General features: G+C 70.0%; 19 protein-coding genes. 7 read left to right on the top strand and 12 right to left on the bottom strand.

The features are described from left to right. Positions 1 to 119 precede the first annotated feature (119 nt). Complete coding sequence (locus BM287_RS05545; protein WP_090036773.1) at positions 120 to 365, bottom strand: zf-HC2 domain-containing protein; 246 nt, start codon at positions 363 to 365, stop codon at positions 120 to 122. After that, positions 362 to 973: a sigma-70 family RNA polymerase sigma factor gene (locus BM287_RS05540; RefSeq protein ID WP_244527942.1), complete on the bottom strand. Its 612-nt coding sequence runs from the start codon at positions 971 to 973 to the stop codon at positions 362 to 364. The genes BM287_RS05545 and BM287_RS05540 overlap by 4 nt, the downstream gene beginning before the upstream one ends. A 160-nt stretch (positions 974 to 1,133) precedes the next feature. Here BM287_RS05540 and aroA point away from each other — a divergent pair, with 160 nt between their 5' ends. Both aroA and rsgA read left to right on the top strand, forming a co-directional pair. Then, positions 1,134 to 2,504: a 3-phosphoshikimate 1-carboxyvinyltransferase gene (gene aroA / locus BM287_RS05535; RefSeq protein WP_090036770.1), complete on the top strand. Its 1,371-nt coding sequence runs from the start codon at positions 1,134 to 1,136 to the stop codon at positions 2,502 to 2,504. Positions 2,505 to 2,628: 124 nt separating this feature from the next. Beyond that, positions 2,629 to 3,615 carry a ribosome small subunit-dependent GTPase A gene (rsgA, locus tag BM287_RS05530; protein WP_244527940.1) on the top strand — a complete coding sequence of 329 codons (987 nt, stop codon included), beginning with the start codon at positions 2,629 to 2,631 and terminating at the stop codon, positions 3,613 to 3,615. A 442-nt stretch (positions 3,616 to 4,057) separates the two neighbouring features. Here the strand turns inward: rsgA and BM287_RS05525 are convergent, their stop codons facing one another. The 3 genes from BM287_RS05525 to BM287_RS05515 are packed head-to-tail and all read right to left on the bottom strand — an operon-like array spanning position 4,058 to position 7,477. After that, positions 4,058 to 5,113 (bottom strand): glycosyltransferase family 2 protein, encoded by a 1,056-nt coding sequence (locus BM287_RS05525; RefSeq protein WP_090036766.1) that lies wholly within the window; start codon positions 5,111 to 5,113, stop codon positions 4,058 to 4,060. Continuing rightward, complete coding sequence (locus BM287_RS05520) at positions 5,110 to 6,372, bottom strand: MATE family efflux transporter (protein ID WP_090036764.1); 1,263 nt, start codon at positions 6,370 to 6,372, stop codon at positions 5,110 to 5,112. The genes BM287_RS05525 and BM287_RS05520 overlap by 4 nt, the downstream gene beginning before the upstream one ends. Positions 6,373 to 6,409: 37 nt before the next feature. Beyond that, a complete protein-coding gene (locus BM287_RS05515; protein WP_090036762.1) occupies positions 6,410 to 7,477 on the bottom strand; it encodes a UDP-N-acetylglucosamine 2-epimerase in 1,068 nt (355 codons plus the stop codon). A 260-nt stretch (positions 7,478 to 7,737) separates the two neighbouring features. Between BM287_RS05515 and BM287_RS05510 the strand changes: the two genes are divergently transcribed. From BM287_RS05510 to bcp, 3 genes are read left to right on the top strand one after another with little or no spacing between them, the layout of a single operon-like run. Further along, entirely contained in the window at positions 7,738 to 8,322 is a 585-nt protein-coding gene (locus tag BM287_RS05510) for an acyltransferase (protein WP_090036760.1), read from the top strand. After that, positions 8,319 to 9,413, top strand: a complete 1,095-nt coding sequence (locus BM287_RS05505; protein ID WP_090036758.1) for a DegT/DnrJ/EryC1/StrS family aminotransferase — start codon at positions 8,319 to 8,321, stop codon at positions 9,411 to 9,413. Before BM287_RS05510 ends, BM287_RS05505 begins: the two co-directional genes overlap by 4 nt. Positions 9,414 to 9,455: 42 nt before the next feature. Beyond that, complete coding sequence (bcp, locus tag BM287_RS05500) at positions 9,456 to 9,932, top strand: thioredoxin-dependent thiol peroxidase (RefSeq protein ID WP_090036756.1); 477 nt, start codon at positions 9,456 to 9,458, stop codon at positions 9,930 to 9,932. 119 nt (positions 9,933 to 10,051) lie between these two features. Here bcp and BM287_RS05495 read toward each other — a convergent pair whose 3' ends face one another. After that, entirely contained in the window at positions 10,052 to 10,489 is a 438-nt protein-coding gene (locus tag BM287_RS05495; RefSeq protein ID WP_244527922.1) for a hypothetical protein, read from the bottom strand. A gap of 226 nt (positions 10,490 to 10,715) precedes the next feature. On the opposite strand from BM287_RS05495, the gene BM287_RS05490 reads away from it, so the two are divergent. Next, positions 10,716 to 10,964 carry a WhiB family transcriptional regulator gene (locus BM287_RS05490; protein ID WP_018190103.1) on the top strand — a complete coding sequence of 83 codons (249 nt, stop codon included), beginning with the start codon at positions 10,716 to 10,718 and terminating at the stop codon, positions 10,962 to 10,964. Between the two features lie 133 nt (positions 10,965 to 11,097). On the opposite strand, the gene BM287_RS05485 is transcribed toward BM287_RS05490, so the two are convergent. Continuing rightward, on the bottom strand, positions 11,098 to 12,591 hold the full coding sequence (locus tag BM287_RS05485) for a sensor histidine kinase (RefSeq protein ID WP_090036903.1): 1,494 nt from the start codon (positions 12,589 to 12,591) through the stop codon (positions 11,098 to 11,100). 239 nt (positions 12,592 to 12,830) lie between these two features. Here BM287_RS05485 and BM287_RS05480 point away from each other — a divergent pair, with 239 nt between their 5' ends. After that, positions 12,831 to 13,271, top strand: coding sequence for an Rv3235 family protein (locus BM287_RS05480; protein ID WP_244527920.1), 441 nt, complete (start codon positions 12,831 to 12,833; stop codon positions 13,269 to 13,271). Between the two features lie 120 nt (positions 13,272 to 13,391). Here BM287_RS05480 and secA read toward each other — a convergent pair whose 3' ends face one another. The 5 genes from secA to mtrB form a co-directional block, all read right to left on the bottom strand. Next, positions 13,392 to 16,199 (bottom strand): preprotein translocase subunit SecA, encoded by a 2,808-nt coding sequence (gene secA, locus BM287_RS05475; protein WP_090036754.1) that lies wholly within the window; start codon positions 16,197 to 16,199, stop codon positions 13,392 to 13,394. A gap of 222 nt (positions 16,200 to 16,421) precedes the next feature. Further along, positions 16,422 to 17,129, bottom strand: a complete 708-nt coding sequence (raiA, locus tag BM287_RS05470; protein WP_090036752.1) for a ribosome hibernation-promoting factor, HPF/YfiA family — start codon at positions 17,127 to 17,129, stop codon at positions 16,422 to 16,424. A gap of 136 nt (positions 17,130 to 17,265) precedes the next feature. Beyond that, positions 17,266 to 17,967 (bottom strand): ComF family protein, encoded by a 702-nt coding sequence (locus BM287_RS05465; protein ID WP_211772959.1) that lies wholly within the window; start codon positions 17,965 to 17,967, stop codon positions 17,266 to 17,268. Positions 17,968 to 18,058: 91 nt separating this feature from the next. Next, on the bottom strand, positions 18,059 to 19,804 hold the full coding sequence (locus tag BM287_RS05460; RefSeq protein ID WP_090036750.1) for an LpqB family beta-propeller domain-containing protein: 1,746 nt from the start codon (positions 19,802 to 19,804) through the stop codon (positions 18,059 to 18,061). Continuing rightward, positions 19,801 to 21,435: an MtrAB system histidine kinase MtrB gene (mtrB, locus tag BM287_RS05455; protein ID WP_090036748.1), complete on the bottom strand. Its 1,635-nt coding sequence runs from the start codon at positions 21,433 to 21,435 to the stop codon at positions 19,801 to 19,803. The genes BM287_RS05460 and mtrB overlap by 4 nt, the downstream gene beginning before the upstream one ends. Positions 21,436 to 21,445 lie beyond the last annotated feature (10 nt).

Raw genomic sequence — 21,445 nt, 5'->3', positions numbered from 1 at the left:
CACATTCGTGACGAATCGTCGCCCAGCCGCGCTCCGAACGCACATTCGTCACGAATCGTCGCCCAACCGCGCTCCGAACGCACATTCGTGACGAATCGCCGCCCCCGGCGGCAGCCCGGTTAGTGGACGCTGGCCTGGAAGGAGCGGATGCGCAGCAGCACTTCGGTGCGCAGCGTCTCGGGAGCGGTCTCCTTGCAGGCGCGCTGCACCACCTCGGTCAGCACGACGCTCAGGTGCGCCTCGTCAGAGCATCCGGCGCAGCTCGCCAGGTGCTCGCGCACGTCGGCAGCATCCTCGCTGCACAGCTCGTTGCGCAGGTACTCCTCGAGTTCGGCCTTCGCCTTCTCACATCCACAGTCGGTCATCTCTTGCTCCTGGAAGTCTGCACGGCGCGGTCCCCCTGGACGGCCGAGAGGCCCCGCTCGTGCGCGTAGTCGGTCAGAAGCTCCCGCAGCATGCGACGGCCGCGATGGAGGCGGCTCATCACGGTGCCGATCGGGGTCTTCATGATGTCGGCGATCTCCTGATAGGAGAACCCCTCCACATCGGCGAAGTAGACGGCCAGCCGGAAGTCCTCCGGGATGGCCTGCAGCGCGTCCTTGACGGCGCTGTCCGGCAGGTGGTCGATCGCTTCCGCCTCGGCCGAGCGGCTCGTGGATGCGGTGGTCGACTCCGCACCTCCGAGCTGCCAGTCCTCGAGCTCGTCGATCGTCCCCTGGTAGGGCTCGCGCTGCTTCTTCCGATAGGTGTTGATGAACGTGTTGGTGAGGATGCGGTACAGCCAGGCCTTCAGGTTGGTGCCCTGCTGGAATTGGTTGAACGCCGCATACGCCTTCACGAACGTCTCCTGCACGAGGTCCTGCGCGTCCGACGGGTTTCTGGTCATTCGCAGGGCGGCCGCGTACAGCTGGTCCATGAAAGGCAGGGCCTGCTCCTCGAAGAGGTGGCCCGCATCCTGGGTCTCGGTGCTCATCACCGGCCAGTCTAGTTGCGCGAGCCCCGCATCCACTCCGGCAAAGGACCCCGCAGGGTCGCCGAGCCGACGCGTCAGGACGCTGGGGACGTCGAGCACGGCGGTTGCGGCCACGGGCGGATCCTTCCTCTCGGCGTGAACACGGATAATCTTGACAACAATGCTGATTTCGAAATATTCCGCTCCCGACTTCGATCCGTACGGCGACAACCGGTCCGACGAGCCGAACACACTGTGGCCTGCCCCGGTCGCCGACGGGCCGGTCTCGGCGACCGTCGCGCTTCCCGGCTCGAAGTCGCTCACCGCGCGTGAGCTCGTGCTGGCGGCCCTGGCCGATGCGCCGTCGTTGCTGCGCGCTCCGCTGCACTCGCGCGACAGCGCCAACATGGTGGAGGCGCTGCGCGCGCTCGGCGTCGGCATCGACGAAAAGCCGGGCGCCGGAGCCTTCGGCGCGGACTTCCTGGTCACCCCGGCCGAGGAGCTGCTCGGCAGCACCACGATCGAGTGCGGTCAGGCCGGAACGGTCATGCGCTTCGTCCCGCCGATCGCCGGGCTCGCCCTCGGCCCGACCATGTTCGACGCCGACGACTCGGCACGGGGCAGGCCCATGGGCGCGATCATCTCGGCCCTCCGCTCGCTCGGCGTGGATGTGAACGACGACGGCCGCGGATCCCTCCCCTTCACCGTCCACGGCACCGGCCGCGTCGCCGGCGGCCCTGTCGAAGTGGATGCGTCCAGCTCCAGCCAGTTCGTGAGCGCCCTGCTGCTCTCGGCGAGCCGGTTCGAGAACGGACTCGACCTCACCCATTCCGGCGACCGCCTGCCGAGCCTCCCGCACATCGAGATGACCATCGCCGCCCTCGCGGCGCGCGGCGTGACCGTCGAGTCGCCGGAGACGGGACGCTGGATCGTCGCGCCGGGCACCATCGCGGCCCGGGACGTCGACATCGAGCCCGACCTCTCCAACGCGGCGCCGTTCCTCGCCGCCGCAGTCGTCACGGGCGGGACGGTGACGATCACCGGCTGGCCGGAGTCGACCACCCAGGTCGGCGCGGACCTGGCCGAGCTGCTCCCCCTGTTCGGCGCCACCGTGACGCGCGAGGGCGACCGGCTGACGGTGACCGGGCCGGACCGTCCCCACGGTGTCCAGCTCGACCTCAGCACCGGAGGAGAGCTGGCCCCGGCCCTCGTCGCCATCGCCGCCCTCGCCGACGGGCCGAGCGAGATCACCGGCATCGGGCACATCCGCCACCACGAGACCGATCGGCTGGCCGCCCTGGCCGCCGAGATCAACGGGCTCGGCGGCGCCGTGACCGAGTCGGAGGACGGCCTGCGCATCGATCCGCAGCCGCTCCACGGCGGGGTGTGGCGCAGCTACGAGGATCACCGGATGGCCACAGCCGGCGCGATCGTGGGGCTGGCGGTCCCCGGCGTCGAGATCGAGAACGTCGCCACGACCGCGAAGACCCTCCCGCAGTTCACGCAGCTCTGGACGGGGATGCTGCAGGGCGGGATCGCACCGCGTGACTGACCGCACGGGGACGGGCAGCGGCGCATCCGGCAGCGGACCCGACGGCTTCGGACCCGAGAGCACCGGCTCGTGGTGGGACGACGGCGACGAGGATGAGGAGCTCGACCTCTACGACGAGTCCAGCATCCGCAGCCGGCCGAACCCGAAGGGGAACCGTCCGCGCACCAAGACGCGCCCCGGCCACACCGACGCCGAGATCGCTCGCGTGCTCGGCGTCGACCGCGGCCGCTACACGATCCTGCTGGACGAGGACACCGACCGGGAGCGCCAGGTCACCGCAGCGCGCGCGAGCGAGCTGCGACGCAACCCCATCGTGACCGGCGATCGCGTGGCGGTCGTCGGCGACACGACCGGCGAGGAGGGAACGCTCGCCCGGATCGTCCGGGTCGAGGCGCGGACGACCCTGCTGCGGCGCAGTGCGGACGACACGGACGAGGTGGAGCGCATCGTCGTCGCCAACGCCGACCAGATGCTGATCGTGGTCGCTGCCGCGAACCCCGAGCCGCGCACGCGCCTCGTGGACCGCTACCTCGTGGCCGCGTACGATGCCGGAATCGAGCCGATGCTCTGCGTCACCAAGACGGACCTCGCCGACCCGGAACCGTTCCTGGCGAACTTCGCCGGACTCGGTCTGCCCGTCTTCACCAGCCGGGAGGACGACATCCCGCTGCAGGAGATCGCGGCCGCCCTCGTCGGGCACGACACGGTCGTCGTCGGCCATTCCGGGGTGGGCAAGTCGACCCTGGTCAACGCCCTCGTTCCCGGCGCCCGGCGCGCGACCGGGCACGTGAACGTGGTGACCGGACGCGGCCGGCACACCTCCTCATCCACGGTCTCGCTCCGCATCGAGGACGGCGCCGGGCATCACGGCTGGGTGATCGACACCCCGGGCGTGCGATCGTTCGGTCTGGGACATGTGAACACGGACAGCATCCTCAAGTCGTTCACCGATCTCGCGGCCATCGCCGAGGACTGCCCCCGCGGATGCACCCACCTGCCCGACGCGCCGGACTGCGCCATCAACGAGGCCGTCGAGGAGGGCCGGCTGGGCGAGGCCGGACGCGCCCGCCTCGACTCCCTCCAGCGCCTGCTCACCACCTTCGCCCGCTGACCGCCGCCGCCGCCGGCGCCGGCACGGTCCCGTCGCGCCGGCCCCGTCGCGCCCCCTTCCGACCGCGACTGCGGTCGTTCGGAACGTGTGCGGCGGCTCGCCCCAAGGCCGTCGTGACAAACGACCGCAGTCACCGCACGACCCCGCGACCGCGACAGCCGCCATGCCCCCTCCCGGTGCGGACTGCCATCGGTCGGCTCCCGCCGCGACTGCGGTCGGCCGGCTCCCGCCCCTTCCGACCGCGACTGCGGTCGCACGGAACGTGTGCGGCGGCTCGCCCCATGGCAGTCGTGACAAACGACCGCAGTCACCGCGCGAAGCCCCGCAGCGTCGGACGGACGCCGGGGGTCAGGCCCGAGGGGCCGGACGGACGCGGGGGTCAGGCCCGAGGGGCCGGACGGACGCGGGGGTCAGGCCCGAGGGGCCGGACGGACGCCGGGGGTCAGGCCCGAGGGGCCGGACGGACGCGCGCGGAGCCGAAGGCCCGCCGGTGCACCCAGACGCCGCGCGCCAGGCCCGCCCAGAACACCGCGCCGAACGGGACGACGTAGGTCGCGAACGACAAGATCGCCCGGGCCGCCGCCGCCCGGGCGGCGGCGACGAGCGCCAGCGCCACAGCACCTGCGACAGCGAGCGCGACGATGAGCACGATCAGCCACCAGAGCCCGGATACGGCGGCCAGGACGATCACGACAAGCGCCAGGACCGGCGCCACCACCAGCGCGAGAAGGACCAGGTCGCGCACGAACCCCGTGCCGGCGTAGCTGTCGACGAACAGCGTCCCGCGCACGAAGGCGTGCCGCAGAAACCCGCGCACGGTCACGCGCGGACGGTACAGCGCACGGAAGCCCGGGTCGATGCGCAGGGCTCCGTGGTCCGCGACGTGGCGCAGTAGGCGGGTGTCGTCGGACACGAGGTCGGCGTTCTCCTCGGGCCAGGCCGCACGGCACGCCTCGAGGAAGGCCTCGCGGTCGATGACCAGGCAGCCCGTCCCCTTCGGCACCCGGTCGAAGTTCGCCGGCGTGATGTCCGTCGGCACCGGATGCGCGAGGTATCCGCCCCAGAAGACGTGCGTCGGCACCTCCCAGAACCGCCCGACCAGCGGAGCCGCCGGGTCGGTCGGCACGTGGCCGATCCAGGCCCGGGCGTCGGGCCGCAGCGCATCCATCCGCTCCAGGTAGGCGAACGCGTCCTCGTCGATGAGCAGTCGCGAGTCGAAGAGCAGCACCCGCTCGCTGCGGGCCGCCTGAACGCCCGCGAACCGGGCGAGGAAACGGCCGCGGTTCTCCTGCGCGATGACGCGGATCGGGATGCTCGACTCCGCCGCCAGCGTGCCGAGCACGGTCGCCGTGTCGTCCGTCGAGCCGTCGTCCACCACGACGATCTCCGCCTCCACACCGCTCCGCGCGAGTGCACCGGCGAGCGAGCCGATCGTGCTCGGAAGCCACGGCGCCGAGTCGAAGGAGGCGATGACGATGCTCAGCTGCGGTCCGGTCACGGTGTCGCGGGCTCCTCGATCGCGCGCTCCTGCCCGGCACGCCGGCTCCGGATCAGCAGCGCCCAGTGGATGCCGTAGAGCGACAGGAAGATCGCCAGGCCGATCAGGCCGTTGCCGATCAGCCACGCATCCACATCGGGGAGCGTCGCGGAGGCGACCAGCCACTGCGCGACGGCTCCGAGCAGGAACACGGCGAGCGCCGTCCGGGAGGCGATGGCCGTGATCCGCACCAGGACGCCCTGTGCGAGCGCCCACGGCAGCCAGGCCACCGAGAACGCCACCACGATCTGCGCCGTCTGCGCGTAGTGGGAGCCGAAGAGCAGCCCGACGATCCACGGTCCGCGGAGCGAGACCGCGGCGAACATGACGAGTCCCGTGAGCAGCGTCACCGCCAGGATCACCGTGACCCCCAGGTTGGTGAGCGCCGCGTTGCCCTTGCTGCGCACGAATCGCGGCAGCAGGTACAGCGAGAAGGTCGAGGGGATGATCAGCGTCGTCTTGATGAGCACTGCGGCAGCGGCATAGGCGCCGGCGACCGCATCCGGTGCGTCTCCGCGGACCAGCACGACGTCGGCGTTCGTCAGCCAAGCGAAGCCGACCGTGAGCAGCAGCACCACGGTGCTCTGCATCGTGAACGGCGACCGGCCGACCGCGAGCGCCCGGCGCCGCGCCATGGACCCGGCCCCGATCGCGCCGGTCAGCGCGGTCAGGACCAGGATGGCGAGGATGGCGACGGAGCCGCCGCCCAGCAGGATGGCCGCCAGGGCGAGCACGGCCTGCGCCACCTGCGCGCCCGTGGACCACCAGACCACCGCACGCGAGTCCTCCGCGCCCTGCAGCCGGCCCTGGGCCAGGGCGAACAGGAAGTTGGGGATCATGGCCGCCGCGGTCAGCACGATCGTGACGACCCCCACGGCGCCCGGCGCGGCGAGCCGGGAGGACAGCGCGAACACGCCGAGCGTCCCGATCCCGCCCAGGACCAGCGCCTCGATGAGCGCTCCGTCCATCCGCCGCGTGCGCTCCCCCGGCACGCTGTGCGGGACGTGCAGCGCCTCCGCCGTGGTCACCGCGACCGAGTTGCGGAGGGCGGAGCTGCCGATCGCGGCCACGTTGATCAGGGCCAGGGCGGCGGCGAGGAGACCGTACGCCGACGGCCCGAGACCTCGGATGGTGATGATCTGGAAGGCGGTGGTCGCGAGGATCCCCAGAGCGCTGACGCCGGCGATCTCCGCCAGGGCCCGCCCGTGGCGCGTGATCATGCCGGGGCCCCGGCGCTGCGGCCGCGCCCTGTCGTCGCTACTCGGCATACCCTCGGCTGATCAGATCGGCGACGATGACGTCCGACGGGGAGCGTTCCGGCCGGTCGGGCTCGTGGCGCAGCGACGCATAGTCGTCGAGGAAGGACCGCAGTCGCCCCAGATCCCATCCGGAGAGCACGATGTTGCGGCCGATCCCCTCGCCCCGCTCCGTCGTTTTGCGATGGATGAGCGTCGGGACGCCCAGCAGCGCGGACTCCTCCTGGATGCCGCCGGAGTCGGTCACCACGAACGCAGCGTTCTCCAGCAGTGCGACGAACTCGTCGTGCCGCAGCTTCGGGATGATCTGGATGCGGTCGCCGCCCTGGCCGGCGAGCACCCGCTCCAGAGTCTCGCGGTTGTAGGCGTCCACGATCAGCCGCAACGGCACGGGACTTGCGGTAAGGGCGGCGAGCGTGTCGTCCACGAGCTGGCTGTTGGAGATGAACTCGAACCGGTGCAGCAGCACCACGCCGTAGGGGTCGTCGGACGATACGTCGCGTGCGCCGTGGTCGAGCAACGCGTCCAGCGCGGTGTTCCCGTGGGTGTAGACGACGTTCGAGCGCTTCTGGAGGTTGCGGGTCGCCTCGGCAGAGGGCGTGTAGTGCACCGTCGCCATGGTCCCGACGATGCGCCGGTCGAGTTCCTCGGGGAAGGGGTGCCGCCAGTTGCCGCTCCGCAGTCCGGCTTCGATGTGGGCGCAGTCGAATCCCATCCGCCTGGCGATGTACGCACCGGCGACGCTCGTCAGAGTGTCGCCGTGCACAACGATGACGGTGTTCTCCGGCAGCGAGGCGGCGACCGCCTTGCGGTTCTTCCGCAGCCAGCCCAGCACCGACATCCCCCAGCGCACGACGTCGACTGTGCCACGCAAGGGCTTTCCGGCGGCGCCGCGCGCGATCACCTGGTCGGGCGTCCCGAGCCCCAACTGCTCCATCGCGCTCACCAGCGCCTCGGTGTGCTGCATGGTGACCCACTGCTGGGTAGGTGCACCCCGCTCCCGGAGCCGGCCGATGACGGGGGCCAGCTTGATAGCCTCTGCCGTCGTTCCGTAGATGAAAACGATCATGTCTTCGGTGGTGCGCCTTCCGAGTCGGGTGGAGGTTCTCACGACGGGCGCTCCCTCGCGGAGCAGGTGCCGTGACCGCAGAACGATCGTGCCGATCCCCGCACGTCCGCCGTCGTGCGTGGGACCTGGAGAGCCCGGGCCTCCAGCAGAACAGAGGCCACTCGATCATACATTCATTACATTCGTCGCATGGATTCTGCCGGTGCGCGCCGCGGCGAAGCTCCCGTCGGGAGCCACTCTGCTGGGGAGGAAGGAGCTCGTTGTTTGTCGCCGCGAATGCCGATGTCGCCGAGTCGGCGACCGTCGGCGACGGGACGAAGATCTGGGATCTGGCACAGGTTCGCGAAGACGCGACGATCGGCGAGAACTGCGTGGTCGGCCGCGGCGCCTACATCGGCGCGGGAGTCAGCGTCGGGAGCAACTGCAAGATCCAGAACCAGGCGCTGGTCTATGAGCCCGCTGTCCTCGAAGACGGCGTCTTCATCGGCCCGGCGGTCGTCCTGACGAACGACACCTTCCCCCGTGCCATCACGCCGGACGGGACGCTGAAGTCCGCCTCCGACTGGGAGCCGGTCGGTGTGCTGGTGCGTTCCGGCGCCTCCATCGGAGCCCGTGCCGTGTGCGTAGCCCCGGTCGAGATCGGCGCCTGGGCCACGGTCGCGGCAGGAGCCGTCGTCACCCGCGACGTGCCCGCTTTCGCCCTCGTCGCCGGCGTGCCCGCGCGGCGGATCGGCTGGGTGGGCCGCGCCGGCATCCCCCTGGTCCTCGACGGCGACCACTGGATCTGCCCGCAGACCGGCGAGCGCTATCGCCAGAACGACGAAACACTGGAGGTGGTCCTGTGACGGGCCTGGACTTCATCCCTGCTGCGCGGCCGCTGATCGGCGACGACGAGCGGGCCGCAGTGGATGCGGTGCTGCGCAGCGGCATGCTCGCCCAGGGCCCCGAGGTGAGCGCCTTCGAGCGCGAGTTCTCCGAAGCCCTCGTGGGCGGCCGGCCGACTGCGGCCGTCAACTCCGGCACTTCCGGTCTGCTGCTCGGCCTGCTCGCCGCCGGGATCGGGCCGGGCGACGAGGTCATCGTCCCGTCGTTCACGTTCGCCGCGACGGCGAACGCCGTCGTGCTCGCGGGAGCCACGCCGGTGTTCGCCGACATCGAGCGCGACAGCTTCGGCCTCGACCCCGAGGCGGCCGCCCGGGCGATCGGCCCCAACACCGCCGCGATCATGCCCGTCCACCTGTACGGTCACCCCGCCGACATGCGGGGGCTCACCGCCCTGGCGCAAGAGCACGGCCTCGCCGTGTTCGAGGATGCCGCCCAGGCCCACGCCGCCGAGCTCGACGGCCGACCGGTCGGCACCTTCGGCGAGTGGGCCATGTTCAGCCTCTACCCGACCAAGAACATGACCTCCGGCGAGGGCGGCATGGTCGTCTCGGCGGCGGAGAGCACCGACGAGCGCGTCCGTCTCCTGCGGAATCAGGGCATGGCGCGCCCGTACGAGAACGAGATCGCCGGCTTCAACGCGCGTATGACCGACCTGCATGCCGCCATCGGGAGGGTGCAGCTGAGGAAGCTGGCCGGATGGACCCAGCAGCGCCGGAACAACGCCGCCCGCTTCGACGCGGAAATCGAGGGCGTCGTCACTCCCCCGGTCGCGCCCGGAGCCACGCACGTCTACCACCAGTACACGATCCGGGTGGCCGAGGACCGCGACGGCTTCGCGCGCGCCCTGCGCGAGGAGCACGGGATCGGCACGGGCGTCTACTACCCGACGCCCGTCCACCGCCTCCCGGTGTTCGGGCTCCCGCTGGACCTCCCCGAGACCGAGCGGGCGGCCCGGGAGGCGCTGTCCCTCCCCGTGCATCCCTCGCTCACCGAGCAGGACCTCGACCGCATCGTCTCGGCCGTGAACCTCCTGGCGAAGGCGGGAAGCTGACCGCGGATCCGATCGGCACGGCTGCGGCGTGAGAATAGGGACATGACTGACACTCGACTCGAAGCCGGACAGCCGGCCCCCGCTTTCACGCTCGCCGACCAGGACGGCGCGACCGTCTCGCTCGGCGACTTCGCCGGAAAGAACGTGATCGTGTACTTCTACCCGGCGGCCATGACACCCGGATGCACCACCGAGGCGTGCGACTTCCGCGACAACCTCAACTCGCTGAAGTCGGCGGGCTACCAGGTGATCGGGATCTCGAAGGATGCGCCGGCCAAGAACAAGCAGTTCCAGGAGCAGGAGGGGCTGAACTTCCCGCTGCTGTCCGACGAAGACCTCGCGGTGCACCGCGCCTACGGTGCGTACGGCGAGAAGAGCCTGTACGGCAAGATCGTCGAGGGTGTCATCCGCTCCACGTTCGTCGTCGACCCGGACGGCACGCTCCGTCTCCCGCTCTACAACGTCAAGGCGACCGGCCACGTCGCCTCGCTGCGCAAGAAGCTCGGCGTCGACGCCTGACGTCCCGCCTCGTCGCGTCCCGTCTCGTCGCGCCGGGCCCCCACCATCGAGTACGCAGAGATTGCACGTCGTCGGGGCGCGTCGCGTGCAATCTTTGCGTACTCGACGGTGGGGGGGCGTTAGTGCGTGGTGCGCGACGTGCGGACGACGGCCGGGGAGACGGCGAGGACGCCGGCGACCAGCGCCGGTACGAGCAGCGCCCAGCCGAGGTCCGGCCGGGCGTAGAGGCCCTGGAAGCATCCCACCGCCACCGCGAGCTGGAGGATCTGGATGGTGACGGCCGACGCCCGGGCCCAGGGACGTCGGCGGGCGACGCCGACGACGGTCGCGATCAGCCAGGCGGCGGCCAGGAATACCAGCACGACGATCGCCACGGCAGACGGGTACGACTGCGGCTTCTGGGTCAGGAGCTCGATCAGCAGCCAGCCGGCCACGCCGACGACGAGGGCGGCCTCGAGCGCCAGGATCACGGTCAGCACCACGAGAAGCGCCGGCCGGGCCGGCCGATCCGGATCGGTCGCGTGAGCGTCTGCAGGCAGGTTCTGGGGGTCGCGCACTATAGCATCCTGTAGTTTCTGGCTCGTGTTCTCAGCGTTATCCCATACAAAACTATTGATTCGGGATAGGCGCTATGGGAGCATATTCAACGGTCGAGTTAACGCTCACAGGGTCGTGGGCAGGTCTGAGTCCCCACGGATCTAAGCACCCTGCAACCCGACTGCTTACCTGCATTCTATGGCCACCCCTCGGTCAGGAACCCCCGTAAACAAGGAGCACATCTTCATGGATTGGCGCGACAAAGCCGCCTGCCTCACCGCGGACCCCGAGCTCTTCTTCCCGGTTGGCAACACCGGACCTGCGGTCGACCAGATCGACAAGGCCAAGGCGGTCTGTGCTCGCTGCACCGTGACCGAGATCTGCCTGCAGTACGCCCTCGAGACCGGCCAGGACTCCGGTGTGTGGGGAGGGCTCTCGGAGGATGAGCGTCGCGCCCTCAAGCGCCGCGCAGCGCGCGCCCGCCGCGCCTCCTGACCCACCACCGCATCACCGTCGGCGCGGAGCCCAGGCATCCGCCCGCACGACCCGGCCGAGGCGGCGCTCACTCACCTAGCATCGAGCGCCCCTCGGCACTTTTCCTTCGTCCCGGTTCGGCGCGCCGCTGGTTTCAGACCTTGGTGAGGTAGCGCAGCGGCACCTCGATGGTCACTTCCGTGCCCTGGCCCATCATCGTGTGCCAATCGATCGCGCCGCCCAGCTCGCCCTGGATGAGCGTGCGCACGATCTGAGTGCCGAGCCCCGTGCCGACCTTCCCCTCGGGGAGGCCGGAGCCGTTGTCCACGACCTTCACCGTGAGCGACTCCTCCGAGCGGTGGGCGACGATCTCGACCTGACCCTCGCGCCCCGCGAGGCCGTGCTCGACGGCGTTCGTGACGAGCTCCGTGAGGGCCAGGGCGAGCGGCGTCGCGTACTCCGACGGCAGCTGTCCGAACGTGCCGGACTTCTTGGGGTGCACCGTCGTCGTATGGCTGGCGGCGACCTCCGCGACCAGGAGGAGGACGCGATCGAACACGTCGTCGAAGTCGACGATCTGCGCGAGCCCGGTCGAGAGCGTGTCGTGGACAACGGCGATCGCGGCGACGCGACGCATGGCCTGGCTGAGCGCCTCGCGCGCCTCCTCGGAGTGGGTCCGGCGGGCCTGGATGCGCAGCAGCGAAGCGACGGTCTGGAGGTTGTTCTTCACGCGGTGGTGGATCTCGCGGATCGTCGCATCCTTGGTGATGAGCTCGCGCTCCTGGTGCCGCTGCTCGGACACATCGCGGCAGAGGACGATGGCCCCGACGCGCTCCCCGCGGTTGCGGATCGGGATCGCCCGCAGCGATACCGTGACGCCGCGCGCCTCGATGTCCGTACGCCAGGGCGCGCGTCCGGTCACGACGAGGGGAAGCGATTCGTCCACGGTGATCGTCCCGGCGAGGAGGCCGGTGGTGACCGTGGCGAGGGACTCGCCTTCCAGCTCCCCCGTGAAGCCCATCCGGTTGAAGGCGCTCAGCGCGTTCGGGCTGGCGAAGGTCGTGGTGCCGTCCACATCCAGCCGGATGAGGCCGTCCGCCGCGCGGGGAGCGCCGCGACGTGGAGCTGCCGGAGCGCCGAGGTCCGGGAAGTCGCCCGTCGCGATCATGTTGAAGAGGTCGTTCGCGCACTCGTTGAAGGTGAGCTCCTGGCGGCTCGGCGTGCGCGCTTCGCTGAGGTTGGTGTGGCGCGTGATCACCGCGACCGGCTCCTCCGCGGTCTGCTGCGAGTGCACGGAGAGCCGGCGGATCACCGGCACCGCTCGGACGCGTGTCGGCGTCTCCTCGTACCAGTCCGGGGCGGAGGTGTCGATGATCCGCTTCGAGCGGAATGCATCCGTCACCTGCTGCCGCCACTCGGGCTTGATGTGCTGACCGACGAAGTCGCGGTAGAAGAGGGTGGCCGCAGAAGACGGCCGGGCGTGCGCTACAGCGACGAAGTCGTCATCGAGCGTCGGAACCCACAGCACGATGTCTGCGAACGCCAGATCGGCGAGCAGCTGCCAGTCGCCCACGAGGCCGTGCAGCCACTCGACGTCGTCCTCCGACGAACGGCCGTGGGCATGGACGAGATCGCTGAGCGTGGACACCACACCATCCTAAACGCGAGGTCTGTGTCGATGACGGGAGTTATCCACAGAGCGTTTGTGCCCTGGACCAGGTTGCCCTGGCCTGCTTGAGTGATCCATCGTACATATCACGGCTCAATTTCATCACGGACCACCGACACGCCTCTCCAGGGAGATTCATGAACCAGATTTCGGCCGCCGCATCCGGAGACGGGCACCCGATCGATCGACCGCCCGCGTCACTCGCACGAAGGAGAACCATGTTCACCAACGCACACAGTCCCACGTCCGCCACCCTGAGGGCGCTGCATCCGGTGGAGGCCGCTCCGCCCCGCGAGGTGCGGCCGACGGCCGAGCTTCTGAACCCTTCGCCGGACATGCTCTGCTCCAACCTGGCACGTTCGGTCATCGAGATCCTGGCGGGCGCCCGGCCGCTCGACCAGATCGGCCGGTGGGTCAGCGACAGCGTGTACGTGAACCTGCTGCGGCGCACCACGCTGGTCGCCCGCGCCCGGGTGACCGCGACGGAGGAGACCCTGCGGCCGCGCATGCGGATCGGCGATCCGCTTCTCGGCTTCCCCTCCGAGGACGTCATCGAAGCGGTCGTCATGGTGCATCAGCCGGCGCGGTCTCGAGCAGTGGCCATCCGGTTGGAGCGCCACCGTTCGCGCTGGCGGGCGACGGCCATCAACGTCCTCTGAGACGTCCGCTGCCTGCGAGAAGCGCAGCAACCCGCAGGTGGCCGGTGCTCGAGGAGCGCCGGCCACCTGCGACGAATGGCGGCCCCGAAGGGACCGCCATTCGTCGTCTGTCGTGCGGCGTCAGCGCTTCTTGGCCTGGGCGCGGCGCTCCGCTCGGTTCACGGGAGCCTCCTCCTCGGAGGACTCCACGCGCTGACCGAAGGCACCCCGCTGGGCCGCGGCCTGCGCAGGCGCAGCGGCGGCAGGTGCGGCCTGCTGAGCCGCGCGCTGAGCGCGTGCCGTCGCGGCCTGCTCGATCTGGCCGCGCTGGTTGCGCACTTCGACGCCGCCCTGCTCCGCGGGCGCGGAGTAGCTGAGCCGGTTGTCGCTCTCACCGCGGGCGAGGCCCTTCGCGGCCACGGCCGGGGACTCCACCTCTCCGGGCGCCTGGTTGACCTCCACCTCCAGGTTGAACAGGAAGCCGATGGTCTCCTCACGGATGGCGCCCATCATCTGCTGGAACATCGCGTAGCCCTCGCGCTGGTACTCGACCAGCGGATCGCGCTGCGCCATCGCGCGCAGGCCGATGCCGTCCTTCAGGTAGTCCATCTCGTACAGGTGGTCGCGCCAGCGGCGGTCGATCACCGAGAGGACGACCCGGCGCTCGAGCTCCCGCATGGCGGGCGAGCCGAGGGACTCCTCCCGCTTCTGGTAGGCGATGCGCGCATCCGAGAGGATCTCGCGCCGCATGAAATCGCGGTTGATCCTGCCCTTGTTGCCGGCCTCCGCGATCACCTCGTCGATCGTGACCCCGACCGGGTAGAGGGTCTTGAGCTCGACCCACAGGGCGTCGAAGTCCCAGTCGTCTCCGCTGCCCTCGCCGGTGTGCTGGTCGAGGATGTCGTCGATCACGTCGGTGAGGAACTGCTGCACGCGCTCGTGCAGGTCGTCGCCCTCGAGGACGTGGCGGCGGTCGCTGTAGATCGCTTCGCGCTGCCGGTTGAGGACGTCGTCGTACTTGAGGACGTTCTTGCGGATCTCGGCGTTGCGCGCCTCCACCTGGGACTGCGCGCTGCGGATGGCGCGGCTGACGACCTTGGACTCGATGGCCATGTCGTCGGGGACGCTGCTGCGGCCCATGAGGCTCTCGGCGGCGCCCGCGTTGAACAGGCGCATCAGGTCGTCGGTCAGCGACAGGTAGAACCGGCTCTCGCCCGGGTCGCCCTGGCGGCCTGAGCGACCGCGCAGCTGGTTGTCGATGCGGCGGGACTCGTGACGCTCGGTGCCGAGCACGTACAGGCCGCCGGCCGCGACGACCTTCTCGGCCTCTTCGGCCACCTGCGCCTTGACGTTCTCGAAGACGTCCTCCCAGGCGGCCTCGTACTCGTCCGGCGTCTCGATCGGCGACAGCCCGCGCGCGTTCATCTCGGCGACGGCCAGGAACTCGGAGTTTCCTCCGAGCATGATGTCGGTCCCACGTCCGGCCATGTTGGTCGCGACCGTGACGGCTCCGAGCCGGCCGGCCTGGGCCACGATCGCCGCCTCGCGTGCGTGGTTCTTCGCGTTGAGGACCTCGTGGCGCACGCCCTTCTTGGCGAGCAGGCGCGACAGGTACTCGCTCTTCTCGACGGAGGTCGTTCCGACGAGGACCGGCTGGCCCTTCTCGTGACGCTTCACGATGTCTTCGACGACCTGGTCGAACTTGGACTTCTCGTTCTTGTAGACGAGGTCGGACTGGTCCTTGCGCTGCATCGGCTTGTTGGTCGGGATGGGGACCACGCCGAGCTTGTAGGTGCTCATGAACTCGGCGGCCTCGGTCTCGGCCGTACCGGTCATGCCGGACAGCTTCTTGTAGAGACGGAAGTAGTTCTGCAGAGTCACCGTGGCGAGCGTCTGGTTCTCGGCCTTGACCTCGACGCCCTCCTTGGCCTCGATCGCCTGGTGGATGCCCTCGTTGTAGCGGCGGCCGACGAGGATGCGACCGGTGTGCTCGTCGACGATGAGCACCTCGCCGTTCATCACGACGTAGTCCTTGTCGCGCTTGAACAGGGCGTTCGCCTTGATCGCGTTGTTCAGGAAGGAGATCAGCGGAGTGTTCGCCGACTCGTACAGGTTGTCGATGCCGAGGTAGTCCTCGACCTTCTCGATGCCCGGCTCGAGCACTCCGACGGTGCGCTTCTTCTCGTCCACCTCGTAGTCGACGTCGGGAGTGAGGCGCTTGGCGAGGCTCGCGAACTCGTTGAACCAGCGGTTCGCCTCGCCCGAGGACGGACCCGAGATGATCAGCGGCGTGCGCGCCTCGTCGATGAGGATGGAGTCGACCTCGTCGACGATGGCGTAGAAGTGACCGCGCTGCACCATGTCGCTCGCCTGCCACGCCATGTTGTCGCGCAGATAGTCGAAGCCGAACTCGTTGTTCGTGCCGTAGGTGATGTCGGCGGCGTACTGCTCGCGGCGCTCCTCCGGCGTCTGGCCGGCGAGGATGACACCCGTCGTCATGCCCAGGGCGCGGAAGACCCGGCCCATCAGCTCGGACTGGTAGCTCGCCAGGTAGTCGTTGACCGTGATGACGTGGACGCCGCGGCTGGCGATCGCATTGAGGTAGGCCGCGGTCGTCGCGACGAGGGTCTTGCCCTCGCCGGTCTTCATCTCGGCGATGTTCCCGAGGTGCAGCGCTGCGCCGCCCATGATCTGCACGTCGAAGTGACGCATGCCCAGGGTCCGCTTGGATGCCTCGCGGACGGCCGCGAACGCCTCCGGCAGCAGATCGTCGAGCGACTCGCCGTTCCCGTAGCGCTCGCGCAGCTCGACGGTCTCGTGCGCGAGCTCTTCGTCGGTCAGCTCGCTGAAGTCGTCTTCGAGAGCATTGACGGCTTTCGCGTACGCCTCCAGGCGGCGGAGGATGCGTCCCTCGCCGACACGGAGGACCTTTTCAAGAACTGAGGCCACTGATGCACTCCACTTACACTCGGTCGGGCCGATGGCCCGGCGCCCCGACGGACGCGCGCCGGACGGCAGACTCCGCCGACGCTAGAGACATGCTACTTGTTCAGCCCCGCCGTTCGGCTCGTTCTGGCTGGGAGGGGCCTGGACGAACGTCCGATGGCGACCGCCGCCTGGGCGGCCGCCATCGGCGCTCCGTGTGTCTGGTTCGGGACGACCCGCTCGCGATCAGCCCAGCTTGCGTGCCGCCGTCGCGACCTCCTGCAGCTCATCGGCGTCGTCGTCGAGCGAGATCACGCCGTAGTCCCATCCCTTTCGCCGGTAGACCACGCTCGGTCGCATGGTCTCCTGGTCGACGAAGAGGTAGAAGTCGTGGCCGACCAGCTCCATGTAATAGAGGGCGTCGTCCACGGTCATGGGCACGGAGGCGAAGACCTTCTTCCGGATCACGACGGGGCAGTACTCCTCCTCCGCCGCCTCCGCTACGGGCTCCTCCGTCTCATCGGATACGACGGGCACGCTGCCGGTGGCCACCTGGTCGAGCACCGCGACGGGAGCCGCCGCGAGTCCTACCGTGCTGAAACCATCCGTGCTCGCCTCACGCAACGAGGTGGGCCTGTGCTGCCCGCGATGGACCTTGCGGCGGTCCTTCGCGCGACGCACGCGCTCCATGAGTTTGCCGAGCGCGATGTCGAAGGCGGCGTACTTGTCCTGTCCTGTCGCCTCGGATCTCACCACAGCGCGCGGCCCGACGAGCGTCAGTTCGACGCGGTCGTCGCCGTTCTGGGTGCCCAGCTTCTCGTTGTGCCTGCTGACCTTGATCTCGAACGAGATGGCTCGTTCGGCCAGGTGCGCCACCTTGTCGGATTTCTCCGTGGCGTACTCCCGGAATCGATCAGTGATGCCCAGGTTGCGTCCGATGATGTTGATGTCCATGAAGACCTCCCTGATCCGGCGTGATGACCGCCCGGATCACGAAGGGCGGTTCGATCGCGCCTTTTCGTCTACCGTAGTGCCGCCGACCTGCTTCCGGTACCGAAAAACAGACAGCATCTGCCGTGGGTCCGCTGAATCATGTCTGAGCATGTGCGCCACCGCGGAGCGGCGTCCGTGCGATCGCCGCCGCACCGGCGACCCTCCCGCCCACTGCACGGATCGCCCGCGCCGCCTCGAGGATCGTCGCTCCGGAGGTCACGATGTCGTCGACGATCAGGCAATCGCGTCGCGCGAGCCGAGGCGAGGCCACGAGACTGCTCTCACGGTTGCCCGACCGCTCCGTCGCCGTCAGCCCCGCCTGGTCTGCGGTCTGTCTCGACAACCGCAGGGCGCGCCAGAGCGGAGGGACCAGGATGTGCGCCCGCGCCAGGACCGCACGGGTGGGATGGTATCCGCGCCGGCGCCAGGCCGCGCGGGTCGAGGGCACCAGCACGGGCAGCAGAGCCGCGCCACCGGCGCCGTCACCTCCTCCCCTCCCCGTCGCCTCGCGCTGCGCCTCCGCCACCGCGAACCGCAGCGGCCGCGCCAGCGCTCGCACCACATCCACCCGGCCGCCGTCTTTGTAGGCGAGGAGAACGCGCCGCGGAATGCCCTCGTACGGAAGTGAGGACCAGATGGGGATGCCGCTCACCGCATCCACTCGGGCGGCGGGTCGCAGAGCGGCTGAGCAGTCGTCGCACAACGAGCGATCAGGACGGCCGCAGCCCGCGCAGCGCACAGGGAGGACGATGGCGGCGGCGTCGAGCAGGGATTCACGGATCAGGGTCTGAGCTGTCATGGTTCGAGCATCCACGGCGGTGGCCCTGCCGGGGCGGGGGCGACGCGAATCGGTGGAGAACGTGGTCCGCGAACCGCCTGTGGACGACGCGTCAGGGCTGGCCCTGCTGCACCGCGATTGCACCGACCTTGTCCGTCTGCGCCTGCCAGCCGGTGCCGGTGGGCGCGACGAGCGTCCCGTCGCCGCTCAGGACGACATAGGGCGAGAGCCCAGCGGCGCCGACGATGATCCGCCCTCCGGAAGGGCCGGAGGTGCTGGTCTGGTCGCCGCCGACGGTCTGCTGGGCGATGCTCGTCGCGTCGCCGGTCGTGGCGCTCAGCACGGCGACGGTGAGGTCGCTCGTCCACGCCGCCGAACGTGGCGTCGCCGCCGGGACGGCGAGCTCGACCGGGTCGGTGAGGGACGTGGGAGACCCGTTTCCACCGCGCACGATGCCGGACGCCATCAGCGAGTACCCGGTCTCCGTCTTCAGCAGCGCGGCCACGCGCGTCCCGTCGCGCGAGACCGCGAGGGTCAGGATCGCCGTGGCGCCCGGCCAGCTCGCCGCGACCGGGTGCGCCTCTCCCCCGTTGGCGGCGGCGACCTGAATGGCGCCGGGCGATCCGGAGGGCACAGACCAGACCCAGCCGGACGGGTCGAGCGACGGTCCGATCAGTCCCGGGCGCGCGTCCACCCGGACAGGGTCGCCGTTCTTGCGGACGGAGTAGACCCCCGCCGGCGCCAGCACGGCGGCTTGATCGCGTGACGCGTTCAGCGTCACGGCGGTCGGGTGCAGAGCCGCCACCTTCTCGCTCAGGCCGGTCAGCGCGCTCACCGCATCGCCGTTCAGCGGTCCGAACACGTCGCCCCGGTAGAGATACGGGTGCGAGTCGACCGACGGGTCCCGGATCGGGAGGGCCGAGGAGCTCAGCGACGGGATCTGCTGGACGTTGCCCTCCACCGACAGCTCGACGCTCTGCGCCAGGCTCCCCAGCGACTGCTCCAGTTGGTACTGCATCCGCTGCAGCTGGGCAGGATCCGCCTGCGCGGCCTCGGAGCTGAGGTCGACGTGCGCCACCCCTCCGGACGTCGTCACGGACGGCACTGCCAGCTGCGTCCCCTTGGGGAAGGCCGTCGTGACGGCCCCGTTCAGCCAGGGAGCGGGCCCGGCCAGCAGCGAGCTCGCCACCCGGGTCGCAGCCGAGGCGACGCGGGCCGGGAACCAGCGCGCGTCCGGCACCAGATAGCCGTAGCCGGCGCTGTAGAAGTACAGCGTCTGCTGCGTGTAGACGGCGCGGAAGGTCGGGTCGTCGATGACCACGCCGTCGGGGGCGACCGAGATGCGCCACTCCCCGTTCTCCTTCACCAGCTGGTAGTTCAGTCCGACCGGCGCGGTGCTCGCCACCGGATGGTAGGCGCCGATGGAGTCGAGGTTCGCGACGGGGGTCACATCCACCCTCCAGAGCGACCCCTGGTCCTGATAGCTGCGGTTGCGTCCGTCGTCGACGGTCACCGACTCGTCGGGGTTCCAGCTGGCGGCCATGGCATGGGTCAGGTACTCGCGAGCGATCTGGAAGTTGTTCTTGGGGCTGGAGGCGGCGTCGATGAAGCCCTGCACGATCCGCTGCTGCGTCGCGCCCTTCTCCGGCGGCGAGGGGTTGAAGTCGAGGTCGAGCGGGTCGTTGACCTGGGCGACGGGTCCTCCCTGGCGCACCGGGCCGGAGTCGGGGATGCTGGCGCAGGCCGCGAGCGCGACCAGCGCGAGACCGGCCACGGCGGCCAGCACCGCGCGGGTGCCCGCCGGCCTCCTGCCCGGCCTGCTGCCCGACGCACGCCGCGATCCCCTCAGTCCGATCATGCGTGCGCCTCGCTCCCGGTGGCGGCGTCGCTGCCCTGCGGGACGCCCGCGCTGTCCTCCGTCGGCGCGAGCGGGAGCGGGGATGCCGTGATCTCGCGCCCGGCCACGCGCGGAAGTGTCAGGCGGAAGCAGGATCCGGCGCCGGGCGACGACCAGACCTGCAGCCAGCCGGAGTGCAGGGTCGCGTCCTCCAGTGAGATGGCGAGCCCGAGCCCGGTGCCGCCGAGCGTCCGCTTGCGGGACGGATCCGCCCTCCAGAACCGGTCGAAGACGTGACCGGTGTCCTGAGCGCTCATCCCGATCCCGAAGTCCCGCACGGTCAGCGCGACCGCGCTCTCGTTGCTGTCGACGGTGACGACGACGGGCCGCCCCTCGCCGTGCTCGATGGCATTGCCGAGAAGGTTGCGGACGACGCGGCGGATGCGGCGCGGGTCCATCGGCACGTCGAAGTAGCCGCCGGGGGCGTCGAGGACGAGCTCCGACCCGTTCTGCTCGGCGACCGTCCGCAGCTCGTCCACGCACTCCTCGGCCAGACGGACGAGATTCGTGGGCTCCGCGTCGAGCACCACGGAGCCGGCGTCGTAGCGGCTGATCTCGAGCAGGTCGGAGAGCAGGCGGTCGAAGCGCTCGATCTGGGTGTGCAGCAGCTCGGCGGTTCGCGCGGTGGCCGGAGGGAACCCCTCGCGCTGGTCGTAGATGACGTCGCCCGCCAGGCGGATCGTGGTCAAGGGGGTGCGCAGCTCGTGCGAGACGTCCGAGACGAAGCGCTGCTGCAGCTGCGACAGGGTCGCGAGCTGGTTGATCTGGCTCTGGAGGCTGTCGGCCATCCCGTTGAAGGAGCGCGCCAGCGAGGCGAACACGTCCTCGCCCCGCTCCGGGATGCGCACCGCCAGATCGCCGGCGGCCAGTCGCTCGCTGGTGCGCGCGGCCACACGGATGGGCTCGACGACGAACCGGACGATGACCCAGGTGATCGCACCGATCAGGAGGACGAGCGCCAGGCCGGCGACGAGCAGTGTGTTCTGCACGAAGAGCAGGGTGTTCTCGGAGTCGCGCAGGTTGTAGCCGATGTACAGCTCGTACTTGCCGTACGACGGCAGCGTCAGCTGGGAGCCGACGACGATTCCGGGATCGGTTCCTCCGCCCGCCGGAAGCGCGACCGACTGGTAGTACTGCTTCATCCCTCCGTTCTGCACCTTCTCGCGGAGGTCGGGCGAGATGACGGAGTTCATCGCCGGGCTGCCGCGGTCCGGGGGCGCGAGGACGCCGGTGTCCTGCCCGGGGACGCGATAGGCGGCCACCAGACGACTGGAGGTGGATGCCTGCACGCTCTGCAGGACGGTGTTGAGCAGGTTCTTGCCCGCATCGCCCGAGGACACGTCCGAGGCGTTCAGCGTCGACTGCGCCGTGGTCGTCGCGCGGCTGGAGTCGCGGAGTGCCTGGTCGAGGCGCGACTGGTAGAGATCGTTGCTGATGCTGAGCGCCATGTAGATGCCGGTGACGAGGATGGCGGCACCCGTCAGCAGGAGGGTGATGGCGACCGTGCGGACCTGCAGCGACGTGCGCCACAGGTACGCGAGGCGGGACGGCACCCGCCGCCACGCATCCCGCGTCGGCCACCGGAAGCGCATGCGACTCTCC

This window comes from Leifsonia sp. CL147, assembly GCF_900114565.1.
Classification (GTDB): Bacteria; Actinomycetota; Actinomycetes; order Actinomycetales; family Microbacteriaceae; genus Leifsonia.
This window is presented reverse-complemented; position numbering and strand designations above follow the sequence as displayed.

Bases quoted from the DNA above. Each gene is read 5' to 3' on its own strand.
- BM287_RS05545 (WP_090036773.1), bottom strand. From the start codon at position 365: ATGACCGACTGTGGATGTGAGAAGGCGAAGGCCGAACTCGAGGAGTAC.
- BM287_RS05540 (WP_244527942.1), bottom strand. From the start codon at position 973: ATGAGCACCGAGACCCAGGATGCGGGCCACCTCTTCGAGGAGCAGGCC.
- aroA (WP_090036770.1), top strand. From the start codon at position 1,134: ATGCTGATTTCGAAATATTCCGCTCCCGACTTCGATCCGTACGGCGAC.
- BM287_RS05520 (WP_090036764.1), bottom strand. From the start codon at position 6,372: ATGATCACGCGCCACGGGCGGGCCCTGGCGGAGATCGCCGGCGTCAGC.
- BM287_RS05515 (WP_090036762.1), bottom strand. From the start codon at position 7,477: ATGATCGTTTTCATCTACGGAACGACGGCAGAGGCTATCAAGCTGGCC.
- bcp (WP_090036756.1), top strand. From the start codon at position 9,456: ATGACTGACACTCGACTCGAAGCCGGACAGCCGGCCCCCGCTTTCACG.
- BM287_RS05490 (WP_018190103.1), top strand. From the start codon at position 10,716: ATGGATTGGCGCGACAAAGCCGCCTGCCTCACCGCGGACCCCGAGCTC.
- BM287_RS05480 (WP_244527920.1), top strand. From the start codon at position 12,831: ATGTTCACCAACGCACACAGTCCCACGTCCGCCACCCTGAGGGCGCTG.
- raiA (WP_090036752.1), bottom strand. From the start codon at position 17,129: ATGGACATCAACATCATCGGACGCAACCTGGGCATCACTGATCGATTC.
- BM287_RS05465 (WP_211772959.1), bottom strand. From the start codon at position 17,967: ATGACAGCTCAGACCCTGATCCGTGAATCCCTGCTCGACGCCGCCGCC.
- BM287_RS05460 (WP_090036750.1), bottom strand. From the start codon at position 19,804: ATGATCGGACTGAGGGGATCGCGGCGTGCGTCGGGCAGCAGGCCGGGC.
- mtrB (WP_090036748.1), bottom strand. From the start codon at position 21,435: ATGCGCTTCCGGTGGCCGACGCGGGATGCGTGGCGGCGGGTGCCGTCC.